The sequence below is a fragment of the Deltaproteobacteria bacterium genome (assembly GCA_016875395.1).
Classification (GTDB): Bacteria; Myxococcota_A; UBA9160; order UBA9160; family UBA6930; genus VGRF01.
In genome coordinates this window covers 101,135-111,654 of record VGRF01000014.1, presented here as the reverse complement: position 1 = coordinate 111,654, position 10,520 = coordinate 101,135, and the positions used below count along the sequence as shown (strand labels likewise).

General features: G+C 71.0%; 11 protein-coding genes. 4 read left to right on the top strand and 7 right to left on the bottom strand.

The features are described from left to right. Positions 1 to 1,125 (bottom strand): acyl--CoA ligase (locus FJ091_12605; GenBank protein MBM4384194.1); only part of this gene is annotated, 1,125 nt, incomplete at its 3' end. A gap of 146 nt (positions 1,126 to 1,271) precedes the next feature. Between FJ091_12605 and FJ091_12600 the strand changes: the two genes are divergently transcribed. The 3 genes from FJ091_12600 (at position 1,272) to FJ091_12590 (ending at position 4,957) form a co-directional block, all read left to right on the top strand. Further along, positions 1,272 to 2,432: a MaoC family dehydratase N-terminal domain-containing protein gene (locus FJ091_12600; protein ID MBM4384193.1), complete on the top strand. Its 1,161-nt coding sequence runs from the start codon at positions 1,272 to 1,274 to the stop codon at positions 2,430 to 2,432. Positions 2,433 to 2,514: 82 nt separating this feature from the next. After that, positions 2,515 to 3,351, top strand: a complete 837-nt coding sequence (locus tag FJ091_12595; GenBank protein MBM4384192.1) for an SDR family oxidoreductase — start codon at positions 2,515 to 2,517, stop codon at positions 3,349 to 3,351. A 40-nt stretch (positions 3,352 to 3,391) separates the two neighbouring features. Continuing rightward, positions 3,392 to 4,957, top strand: a complete 1,566-nt coding sequence (locus tag FJ091_12590) for an acyl--CoA ligase (protein ID MBM4384191.1) — start codon at positions 3,392 to 3,394, stop codon at positions 4,955 to 4,957. Positions 4,958 to 4,966: 9 nt separating this feature from the next. Here FJ091_12590 and FJ091_12585 read toward each other — a convergent pair whose 3' ends face one another. The 3 genes from FJ091_12585 to FJ091_12575 all read right to left on the bottom strand — a co-directional run bounded on the left by FJ091_12585 (position 4,967) and on the right by FJ091_12575 (position 7,531). Continuing rightward, on the bottom strand, positions 4,967 to 5,797 hold the full coding sequence (locus tag FJ091_12585; GenBank protein MBM4384190.1) for a GNAT family N-acetyltransferase: 831 nt from the start codon (positions 5,795 to 5,797) through the stop codon (positions 4,967 to 4,969). 2 nt (positions 5,798 to 5,799) lie between these two features. Further along, positions 5,800 to 6,600, bottom strand: coding sequence for a glucose 1-dehydrogenase (locus tag FJ091_12580; protein ID MBM4384189.1), 801 nt, complete (start codon positions 6,598 to 6,600; stop codon positions 5,800 to 5,802). Between the two features lie 109 nt (positions 6,601 to 6,709). After that, positions 6,710 to 7,531, bottom strand: coding sequence for a ThuA domain-containing protein (locus FJ091_12575; protein MBM4384188.1), 822 nt, complete (start codon positions 7,529 to 7,531; stop codon positions 6,710 to 6,712). Between the two features lie 37 nt (positions 7,532 to 7,568). On the opposite strand from FJ091_12575, the gene FJ091_12570 reads away from it, so the two are divergent. Next, a complete protein-coding gene (locus FJ091_12570; GenBank protein ID MBM4384187.1) occupies positions 7,569 to 8,093 on the top strand; it encodes a nuclear transport factor 2 family protein in 525 nt (174 codons plus the stop codon). A gap of 3 nt (positions 8,094 to 8,096) precedes the next feature. On the opposite strand, the gene FJ091_12565 is transcribed toward FJ091_12570, so the two are convergent. The 3 genes from FJ091_12565 to FJ091_12555 all read right to left on the bottom strand — a co-directional run bounded on the left by FJ091_12565 (position 8,097) and on the right by FJ091_12555 (position 10,485). After that, the gene (locus tag FJ091_12565) at positions 8,097 to 8,468 is read right to left on the bottom strand and encodes a DUF423 domain-containing protein (protein ID MBM4384186.1); all 372 of its coding nucleotides are present in this window, start codon (positions 8,466 to 8,468) and stop codon (positions 8,097 to 8,099) included. 197 nt (positions 8,469 to 8,665) lie between these two features. After that, the gene (locus FJ091_12560) at positions 8,666 to 9,664 is read right to left on the bottom strand and encodes a chromosome partitioning protein ParB (protein ID MBM4384185.1); all 999 of its coding nucleotides are present in this window, start codon (positions 9,662 to 9,664) and stop codon (positions 8,666 to 8,668) included. Then, the gene (locus FJ091_12555) at positions 9,664 to 10,485 is read right to left on the bottom strand and encodes an amidohydrolase family protein (protein MBM4384184.1); all 822 of its coding nucleotides are present in this window, start codon (positions 10,483 to 10,485) and stop codon (positions 9,664 to 9,666) included. The genes FJ091_12560 and FJ091_12555 overlap by 1 nt, the downstream gene beginning before the upstream one ends. Between the last annotated feature and the right edge of the window lie 35 nt (positions 10,486 to 10,520).

Below are 10,520 nucleotides of genomic sequence, written 5' to 3'. Positions count from 1 at the left end.
CTTGTGCAGGACTCCGGGCACGGGTCGCCCGAACGAGCCGCGCAGGCGCTCGGGCAGAACCTCGTCGATGTGCCCCATCGTGTGCGGGCCGCACGTCTCGGTCATGCCGAGGCCCGTCGCGCGCAGCCCGAGATCGGCGGGCCGCTTCTCGGCGGGCAGCACGGCGTAGAGGTTGCCGCCGCGGATCGCGCGCAGATCGCGCTTCGCAAAGTCGCCGTGCTCCGCGAGCGCGCTGCCGTAGTGCGGCCAGCCGGAGACGAGGGTCGCGCGCTCGCGCTCGAGCAGCGCGAGCGTCGCGCCGGGCTCGAAGGCGTCTTCGGTGACGAGCGATGCGCCCGCGTGCATCACGGCGAGCAGCGAGAACACGAAGCCGCCCACCCAGAAGAACGGCATCGGGGAGTACATCCGGTCGCTCGCGAGGATGTCGCGATACGCGTTCAGATTGCGCGCATGCCGCAGCACCGCGCCGTGCGCATGGATCGCGCCCTTGGGCTCGCCGGTGCTGCCCGAGGAGTAGATCGCGACCATCGGATCCGCGGGCGCGACCTCGCGCTCCGCGGCCTCGAGGATCGCCTCGCTCACGCCCGCGCCTAACACCTCGAGCGCCGCCGCGCCTCCGCTCGTCCACGTGCGCTCGCGGCCGTCGCTCTGCCACACGCGAGCTTCCCGCAGGAACGGCAACTCGGGGGCGAAGAGCGGCGCGCCGCGCTGCTCCCCGAGGCTCGGCGCGGCTCGCTCGAGGCGATCGAGGTAGTCGTTGCCGAGGAAGCGCGCGCAGGTGAGCAGCAGCGCGACGTCGGCGTGGCGCAGCGCGAAGCCGAGCTCGCGCGCCTGATAGAACGTGTTGATCGGCACGACGAGCGCGCCGATGCGCGCCGCCGCGAGCCACGCCACGACCCAGTCGGGCCCGTTCGGCAGCAACAGGCCCACGCGCGCGCCCTTGCCGATGCCGCTCGCGAGCAGGCCCCGCGCGATGCGACGCGAGCGCGCGTCGGCCTCCGCGTACGTGAGCACACGGCCGTCCGCATGCGCGAGCAGCCGCGCCTCGCCGCTGCGCGCCGCGCAGGCGCGCGCGAACGCAGCCACGGTCAGCGGAGTCGCAGCCTGCTCGTTCGCGCCCGGCATGGTCATCTCCGCTCGCGCGCATTCTCACCCAACGCGCTGCGCCTCCCAAGCTCGCGAGCTCGCCGTGATACGGTGAGGGGCCAAGCGGGTCCGCGGTGCGCCGCCCGCAGAACCCGCCGAACAGCGCGCGCGAAGAGGCACCTGCGATGGCAGCCGACGTCGATTTCGACACGAGTGACGTGGATCGCTGGATCGGAGTGCCGCTCGGCGGCGGCGAGCTGAAGGATCCGGTCGGCGCGAACGACGTGCGGCGCTGGACGCAGGCGATGCAGAACCCGAACCCGCTGTTCTTCGACGAGCGCTACGCCGCGCAGAGCCGCTTCGGCCGCCTCGTCGCGCCGCTCTCCTTCGCGGTGTGCACGGACGACTCGCACGGCGCCGCGCCCGCGATCCAAGGCACGATCAAGGGCACGCACATGCTGTTCGGCGGCGACGAGTGGTGGTTCTTCGGGCCGCGTATCTACCCCGGCGACACGTTCCGCCACGAGCGCATGCTGTTCGACTACAAGCTCACGCAGACGAAGTTCGCGGGGCCGACGATGTTCTCGCGCGGCGATACGACCTACGTGAACGGCCGCGGCGAGATCGTGTGCAAGCAGCGCTCGACCTCGATCCGCTATCGCCCGAACGACGCGCGCGAGCGCGGCCAGTTCGACGCGAACCGCGAGAAGACGTGGACGGACGCCGAGCTGCGCGAGATCGAGAAGCAGAAGTTCGAGTACTACCGCTCGTTCCTCGACCTCGGGCACGAGAAGCGGCTGTACGTGAAGAAGGGCGACAAGCTCGCCGCGCGCCCGATCGGGCCGCACACGCTCGCGAGCTTCAGCACGGAGTGGCGCGCGTTTCTGATGAGCGTGTGGGGCGCGTTCGCCGAGAGCGGCGGGCCCACCTCGCTGTGGCGCGCGGGCTGGCTGCCGGAGATGAGCCGCGACCTCGAGGGCGCGAAGATCGACCCGAGCTACTCCGACGGTCTCTACTACGGCCCCTCGCGCGGTCACGTGCAGGACCGCTACGCGCAGGTGATCGGCATGCCGCGCAGCTACGGCTACGGCGCCTCGATGGGCGCGTGGATCCTCGACTACCTCGCGAACTGGGCGGGCGAGTGGGCCGACGTCCTGCACAGCAAGATGTCGTATCGCGCACCGGCGCTGACCGGCGACGTGACGTTTCTGAACGGCGAGGTGATCGAGCTCGCCGAGGATCGCCGCAGCGGGCGCAGCATCGCGACGCTGCGCGTCGTGATGACGAACCAGCGCGACGAAGTGATGGCGAGCGGCGACGCGGAGATCGCGCTGCCGAGCGCGTGACCAGGGCGAACGTTTCGGCCGGGCCGTTTTGTTCCACCGGTCATTTCGGCCGGGCCAAAATGTCGCAGCCAGGGAGTGAGTGATGTCCTTCGATTCGCAGCCGCTCGCCGGCAAGGTCGCAGTCGTTACGGGCGGCGCGCGCGGCATCGGCCGCGGCATCGCGCTCGCGCTGGCGGAGGCGGGCGCCGACGTCGCGATCGCCGACGCGCACCCCGAGCCGTTCCGCGGCGAGCGGTACTACCGCCTGCGCTCGCGCACGTCCGGGGCGGACGAGGAGACGCCCACCAGCGAGGCCGTGCGCGCGCTCGGGCGCCGCTCGCTCGCGCTGCAGGTCGATGTCGCGGACGCCGAGGCCGTGCTGCGCGTCGCGGAAGAGGTGGCGCGCGCGCTCGGGCCGGTGGACGTGCTCGTCAACAACGCCGGCATCGTGAACAACATCGCGCGCATCGCGGACATGAAGCCTGACGCGTGGGATCACGAGCTGCGCGTGAACCTCACGGGCATGTTCCACACGGTCCGTGCGTTCGTGCCGGCGATGGCCTCGCGCGGCTGGGGGCGCGTGATCAACATCTCGAGCGTCGCCGCGATGACACCATCGCTCGGGCAGCCCGCTTACTCCGCCAGCAAGGCTGGCGTGATCGCGTTCACGCAGAGCGTCGCGCAGGAGTTCGGCCGCGGCGGCGTCACTGCCAACGCCGTCATGCCCGGGCTGATCGCGACGCCGCTCGTGCTCTCGATGCCCGAGCACCTGCGCGAGCGCTCCATCGCGCAGACGCCCGTCGCGCGGCTCGGCACGCCCGCCGACATCGGCGCGCTCGTCGCGTTCCTCGCTTCGCCCGCGGCGGGATTCATTACGGGCGTCGCGATCCCGTGCGATGGCGGCATGTTGCACGCGGCACTCGGCGGGCTCGATGGCTGAGGCGGGGCTCGGTCTCGCTCTCCAGCCCGATGCTTCGCGCTTGACGCTCTCGCGCTTCCTCGAAGACGTCGCCGCGCGCCATGCTTCGCGCACGGCGTTGCGCTGCGAGGGGCGCAGCATCACGTACGCGCAGCTGCGCGACGAAGCGCGCGCAGTGGCGCGCGGGCTGATCGCCGCGGGTGTGGCGCGCGGCGAGCACGTCGCGCTGCTCTTCGCGAATCGCCCTGAGTTCGCCGTCGCGATGTTCGGCGCCGCGCTCGCGGGCGCGGTGGTGGTGCCACTCAGCACGTTCGCGACGCCGGAGGAGCGCGCGTACCTGCTCGACCACAGCGACGCGGTGGCGCTGCTCCATCAGCGCGCGCTGCTCGGCCGCGACTTCGCGGCGGAGCTCGCGCGCGAGCCGCTTCCGCCGCGCTTGCGCCTCGTGAGTTGTTGGGGAGACACCCGCGCGCTCCCGGCAGATCGTGCGCTCGATGCGGAGATCGGCGCACGCATCGCAGCGACCGCGCCCGAGGATCCGGGCATGCTCATCTACACCTCGGGCACGACCGCGCGCCCGAAAGGTGTGCTGCATCGCCAGCGGGCTCCCGTGATCCAGAGCTGGCGCTTCGCGGAGCTGATGGACCTGACGAGCGACGACCGCGTGTTCACCGCGCAGCCGTTCTTCTGGACGGCGGGCATCGCCATGTCGCTCGGTGCGACGCTCGCCGCGGGCGGGACGCTTCTCCTGCAGGAGACCTTCGAGCCCGGCGCAGCGCTCGCGCTGATCGATGCCGAGCGCGCGACCACCGTGCACGCCTGGCCGCACCAAGAGAAGGCGATGGCGGAACACCCGACCGCGGCGCAGCGCGATCTCTCGCGCGTGCGCAAAGTCGAGTTCGCGGGCGCGCTCGCGAAGCTCGTCCCGCTCGCGCGCGACGAGTGGGGCACGTACGGCTCCTACGGCACGACCGAGACGTTCACGCTCGCGAGCGCGTGGCCCGCGCGCGCGCCTGCCGAGCGGCGCCACGCCTCGCACGGGCCGCCGCTCCCGGGCAACGACGTGCGCATCGTCGCGCCTGGCGGCGGCCCCGCGCTGCCTCGCGGGGAGCACGGCGAGATCGCGCTGCGCGGGCCGACGCTGATGCTCGGCTACTGGAAGACGCCACCCGCGGAGTGCTTCGACAGCGAGGGTTTCTACCGCAGCGGTGACGCCGGCTGGATCGATGGGGACGGCTGCCTTCATTGGCGCGGTCGCCTGACGGGTCTCATCAAGACCGGCGGCGCGAACGTGTCTCCACTCGAAGTGGAGGAGAAGCTCGCGGCGTATCCCGGCGTTCAGTCCGCGCACGCGCTCGGTGTGCCGCACCCGACCCTCGGCGAGGTGCTCGTGCTGTGCGTGGTGACGACCGAGGGCGTCCGCGCGCGCGCGCTCGACCTCGCCGCGCTGCGCGAATTCCTGCGCCCGCAGCTCGCCGCCTACAAGCAGCCGCGCCTCGTGCTCGCCTTCGACGCGCGCGACGTGGCGCTCACCGGCTCCCAGAAGATCGCGACGGCGCAGCTGCGCGAGCGCGTGCTGGAGCGGCTCGCAGAGCAGGGCGCCGAGATCGCGGGGCATCGCTACTGAGTTCAGTCATTAGGCGATCACCGGGGCGGTGAAGATCGTTTGCGTCGCGATGCGACTGCAGCCGAGGCGCGCGAAGACGCTGCGCATCGGTGCGTTGCGCACGTCGCAGGAGTCGACGTAGCGAGTCGCGCCGCGCCCCTGCATTGCGCGCATGCCGCGCGACGCCATCGCCTGCGCGAGGCCGCGCGAGCGCGCCCACGGCAGCACGCCGAGGTAGAGATTCGTCGCCGGCTGGCGGCTTCGGTCGGCAAACGCGGGCAGCACGAACCCAGCCGCGCGCTCGCCGACGCGGGCGAGCTGCCAGTCTTCGGGGAAGAACACCTCGTCGGCCCGGCAGCGCTCCTCCATCTGCGCGAGGAACTCTGTCGCGTCCGTCTTGCGATCGGACTCCGTAACGGACGTCGCCAACACTTCCGCGAGCGCTTCGATCAGCTCAGGGTCTTTCGAGCCGCGCGCGGGCGAGAGCACGGTCTTTGCCCGCAGCGCCGCGCCGCCAGCTGCGACGACTCGTTCGATCGGGGCGCGCACGAGCACCTTCGTCACGTCGTGGCTGAAGCCGAGCTGCGGAGCGAGCGCGACGAGCGCCTCCGCGTGGTCGCCGCGGTCTTCGAGGATCCAGCGAAGCCGCGCGGCTCCGAGCCCGGCCGCGTGCGACCTCGCGGCGGTGGCAAGCGCGCTGACGACTCGAGCGAGCGCCGCGGCTTCGACGTGCGTGGGATGGAAGAGCACGAGCTCGAACGGTGGGGCGACGAAGAACTCGAGCCGCCCAGCGAGTGTGTCGCCCTGAACTGCGACGAGATGGCTCGCATCCGCGAGCTGCACGCGCAGCGCTGCGTCCACGCTCAACTCCGCTTTCGCACGGGGTACACCGCGCTCACGCCGCCATCGACGCGCAGACACGCGCCCGTGACGAATGCGCTCGCGTCGCTCGCGAGGAACAGCGCCGCGCCTTTGATGTCGTCCGCGCCGCCGGGTCGGCCGAGCGGCACCTGCGCGTTGTGGTGCGCGAGTGCGGCGGGGTCGCGGCGCAGGTGATTCAGCATGTCCGTGTCGAACGGCCCGGGCGCGAGCGAGTTCACGCGGATGCGGTGCTCGGCGAGCTTCAGCGCGAGGTCGCGCGTCATCGCCTCGACTGCGCCCTTGCTCGCCATGTACGCCGCGATCGGCTGCTCGCCCTCGCTCGCGCCGAAGAACGCGTTCAGCGAGCTCACGTTCACGATCGAGCCACCACCTTTGTCGCGCATATTCCGCGCGACTTGGCGCGCGAGCCAGAACGGGCCGCGCACGTTCACGGCGAAGCTGTTGTCCCAGGCCTCGAGCGGAAACTCGAGCGTCGGCGCCGCCCACGCGATCGCCGCGTTGTTCACGAGGACGTGAAGTCGCAGCGTCTTCGCGAGAACGCCGGCGACGCACGCGTCGATCGAAGCGGGGTCCGCGACGTTCAGCTCGCACGCGGTCGCGCGCCCGCCGCTCGCGCGAATCGCCGCGGCGACCTCCTCACACGCGGCGAGCTTGCGCGACGCGACGAACACGTGCGCGCCCGCCTCGGCGAGCCCCTCCGCGATCCAGCGCCCGATGCCGCGGCTCGCGCCGGTAACGAGTGCGCTGCGCCCGCTCAGGTTGAAGAGCTCGCGGACGTGCATCAGCAAGCGCAGCGCGCAGCGAGGCGAAGCCGTGCGGAGATCAAGCAGTGGCCTCCATGCATGCCGAACCTCTGCGTGTGGTGGTCGCGGACATCTGAGTGAACTCCCACTACGCCGCGTCGCGGATGCGCTTCGTCTCCGCGGCCACCCAGCGAATCGTGTTCTCGAGCAGCCTGCGCAGGCCCGGATTCTCGTAGGCCGCGGGTCCGTCGCCGCCGAGGATCGTCGCGGTCTGGCTCTTGCCGATGCGCTGCGCCCACGCGGCGAGGTTGGAGCCGCGTGGATGCGTCCAGCCCTCGTTCGTGAACATCTTGCCCGCGATCGCCGCCGCGGCGCTGTAGAAGTTCTCAGGCACGAACGCGTGCGAGCTGCGCGCGAGCGGTGTGACGAGCTCCTCGAACACGGGGCACAGGTAGAGCTCGTCGCTGATCTCGTAGCCGCTCTCGATGCCAGCGAAGACCGGGTGCTTCGGGTCCACCGGCGTGACGACGTGCTTCACGTCGTGGCGGTAGCCGGAGTCGGGATACTTCACGCCGCGCGCTTCGCCGGGCGCGTAGAGGAAGCGCGCGCCCGTCCACTCGCCGTACTCGGGCCACGTGGGCCAGCCGGCGATCGCGTGGTGGAGGAACACGATGCCTTTGCCGCCCGCGAGCAGCGCGCGCCAGCCGCGCTTCAGGGCCTCGCTCGGCGCGACGGTGCCGAGGGGGCTGCGCTTCGCGAAGTCGATGCCCGGCATGTCGTAGAGCACGATCGCGTCGTAGGGCGCCGCGAGTGCGGGGCTGAAGAACACCTCGGCCGCGGGGTGCTCGACCGCGGTCACCGCGCAGTCGGGGATCGCGTCGAACATGGCGTGGAAGGCATCGCGTGCGAAGGGGTGGCCCTTCGTGACGAGCAGGACGTTGAGCTTGGCGCCGTAGCGCATCGTCGACATGGGACCGCATCCTACGCCACCACGAAGGAGGCGAGCGATGGCGGCGCAGAAGAAGAGGCGGGCGGTGAAGGGCAATGCGAAGAAGCCGAAGGCGCGCCGCGCGAGCGACGTTGGCGCAGCGCTCGCGCAGCTGGTGCGCGAGCTGGCCGACCGACGCGCGATCGAGGACGGCATCATTTGTTATGGCCACGCGCTCGACACGAAGAGCTACGCGCGCCTCGCCGAGTGCATGAAGCGCGACGTGCGCGTGAAGTACGGCGACGCCGAGTGGATCACCGGCGTGGTGGAAGCGGGCCGCTACTGCGCGAACGCCCTCGATCCGCTCGATCTGAGCCAGCACCGCCTCGGCACCGCGGACGTGAAGCTCGCCGGCAACCGCGCGACTTCGAAGACCTACCTGTGTGCCGAGCACGTGAAGAACGGCGAGCGCTACACGGTCGGCGGCCACTACCTCGACGAGTGGGAGCGCACGCCCGCCGGCTGGCGCATCGCGGTGCGGCAGCTCGTGACGACGTGGACGGAGGGGAATGCGGAGGTGCTCAGCGGGGTCCAGCTGAAGTGAGCCTCAGCCGCGCGTGATCGCCGCCCTCGCGAGCCACAGCCAGCCCGCGATCAGCGCGAGGCCGCCGATCGGCGTGACGGGCCCCAACAAGCGCGGGCCGCCGAGGCTGAGCGCGTAGAGCGAGCCCGAGAAGAGCACGATGCCCGCTGCGAAGCACCAGCCCGCACCGCGCAGCTGGGGCGCGTGGGGCGAGAGCGCGAGCGCGAGCAGCGCGGCGGCGTGAATGAGGTGGTACTTCACCGCGGTCTCCCACACCGCGAGCTGCTGCGCGTCGAGGCGCGACTTGAGACCGTGCGCGCCGAAGGCGCCGAGCGCGACGCCCGCGGCGCCAAGCAGCGCGGCGACGAGAAGCAGGGAGCGCACGCGATCGTCCATCCTTGTTTCCTCCGCTCGGCTTCGAGGACTTCGCCTCGCTGCGCGCCGCGATGCTCCGCTTGCCGATTGTTGACTCCGCTCGGCTTCGAGGACTTCGCCTCGCTGCGCGCGGCGATGCGCCGCTTGCCGATTGTTACCTCCGCTCGGCTTCGAGGACTTCGCCTCGCTGCGCGCGGCGATGCGCCGCTTGCTCGCGGCTAGTCGCTGCTCGCCGCCGCGACGAGCGCCACGTCGCGATCTTTCACGCTCCCCACATCGAACTTCTTCGCACTCGCGAGCATCTTGGTGAGCGCCGCCGCGAGCGGCGTCTTCGAGCGCTCGCCCGGCTTGACGCGCTCGAAGCGCACGGGGTTGATGCGCGCGACGACGTAGTTGCGCAGGTACGGCGACTTGAAGCCGCGCGCCTCGAGCGCCTTCAGCACGCGCTTCACCTCGGCGTCGATCTCGAGCAGGCGCGCGGCGAGGCCGGCGCGCTGTGTGAGCGACTTGGCGAGGGCGTCGTCCGCGAAGCGATCGGTCTTCCGTAACAACGAGCCATACGCGCCGCCGGCGAAGCGGCCCTCGCGCTCGTACACGATGCCGAGCGTGAGCAGCTCCGGCGCCTCGAGCTGCGCCGCGTACGCTGACTCCTTCGCCTTCGCGTCGCGCTCCGCGAGCGCGCGCGCCATGCGGATCGCCTCCAGCGCGCGGTCGCGCAGGTTGTGCGCCTTCTCGGTGTTGAGCGCGAGGATGCGGAAGGCGAGGTCGGCGTCAGGCGAGACGAGCGCGGTGATCGCGCGCTGGCCGAGCACCTTGCTGGCCGCGAGGCGGTGGCGCCCGTTCGGGGTCCAGAAGCTCGCCCCGTCCGGTGCCAGCACCGCGATGATCGGATCGAGGAACGCACCGGTCTCGGCGATCTTCTCCGCGAGTCGCTTCGCGTGCGTTGGCGAGAGGTCGCGTTGAAACGGCGTGGGCTCGACCTTCTCGCGCGGGAGCGAGGCGAGCAGCACGGGGTGATCTCCCTGAGGGTCGCGGTATGCGCCGAGCGCCGCACCGCCGGCGGCCTCGACCGCAGCCGTCAGGGACGCAAGCTCCGGCCCGCGCGGATCGAGCGGCATCGCGCTCGGGACGGGGCCGCTCGCGGCGCCGCGCGGCGTGAGGCGCTGCTTCGCGGCGCCCGCCTTGCGCGGCTTCGACGCCGTCTTCCTTGCCGCCATCAGCGCGCACGTCGCGGCGAGAAGAACAGCCGCTCGGCGTTGGCGCGCAGGTACTTGTCGAGCACGCCGGGCCGCAGATCGAGCTTCTGCGCCTCTGCGATGCAGCGCTTGAACGAGAGCACCGGGTGATCCGACGCGAACAGGATCTTGTCCTGGCCGCGCGTGTTCATGAAGTGGATCAGCTCCGGCGGGAGGTACTTCGGCGCGTACGCGGAAGTCATTAGGTGGAGGTTCTTGTACTTGATCATCAAGCGGATCGCGACGCTCCACCACGGATCCGCGCCGTGCGCCATGCAGATCTTCAGCTCGGGCAGCTGCACGCACACGCGGTCGAGGTGCAGCGGGTCCTGGCACTCGCCGGGGACGGGCGGGCCCGGCAGATCCGTGTTGATCGAGACGGGCAGATCGAGCTCGATGCACTTCACGTAGAGCGGGTAGTAGTTGGGATGGCTCGGCGGCGTGTCGGTCGTGAACGGCACCACGCGCGCCATCGCGACGGGCTCGCTCTTGGTGAGCGCCTCGAGGTCCCACACCTCCTGCATGCGTCCCGTCGGCCGCACGCTCAAGGAGTAGAACACGCGGCCCGGGTGCTTCGCGGCGAAGCGCAGCGCGTGCTTCGATGGATTCGTCGCGTCGAGCGTCACGACCGCCTTCTCGACGCCCGCCTCGTCCATGTCCGCGATCAGTCGATCGGGCTCGATGTTCTGGAAGAAGTCGTCGCCGCCCTTGAAGTAGTCCTCCTTCACGCGCACGAGAAACTCGGGCGGCTCTTGCTCGCCCATCGTCACGTTCACCCACAGATCGATCGCGCGTGCGGACATCGCGGCCTCCTCACGAAGCGGCCGACTGTATCGTG

Bases quoted from the DNA above. Each gene is read 5' to 3' on its own strand.
- FJ091_12595 (MBM4384192.1), top strand. From the start codon at position 2,515: ATGTCCTTCGATTCGCAGCCGCTCGCCGGCAAGGTCGCAGTCGTTACG.
- FJ091_12580 (MBM4384189.1), bottom strand. From the start codon at position 6,600: ATGCACGTCCGCGAGCTCTTCAACCTGAGCGGGCGCAGCGCACTCGTT.
- FJ091_12565 (MBM4384186.1), bottom strand. From the start codon at position 8,468: ATGGACGATCGCGTGCGCTCCCTGCTTCTCGTCGCCGCGCTGCTTGGC.
- FJ091_12600 (MBM4384193.1), top strand. From the start codon at position 1,272: ATGGCAGCCGACGTCGATTTCGACACGAGTGACGTGGATCGCTGGATC.
- FJ091_12555 (MBM4384184.1), bottom strand. From the start codon at position 10,485: ATGTCCGCACGCGCGATCGATCTGTGGGTGAACGTGACGATGGGCGAG.
- FJ091_12560 (MBM4384185.1), bottom strand. From the start codon at position 9,664: ATGGCGGCAAGGAAGACGGCGTCGAAGCCGCGCAAGGCGGGCGCCGCG.
- FJ091_12570 (MBM4384187.1), top strand. From the start codon at position 7,569: ATGGCGGCGCAGAAGAAGAGGCGGGCGGTGAAGGGCAATGCGAAGAAG.
- FJ091_12575 (MBM4384188.1), bottom strand. From the start codon at position 7,531: ATGTCGACGATGCGCTACGGCGCCAAGCTCAACGTCCTGCTCGTCACG.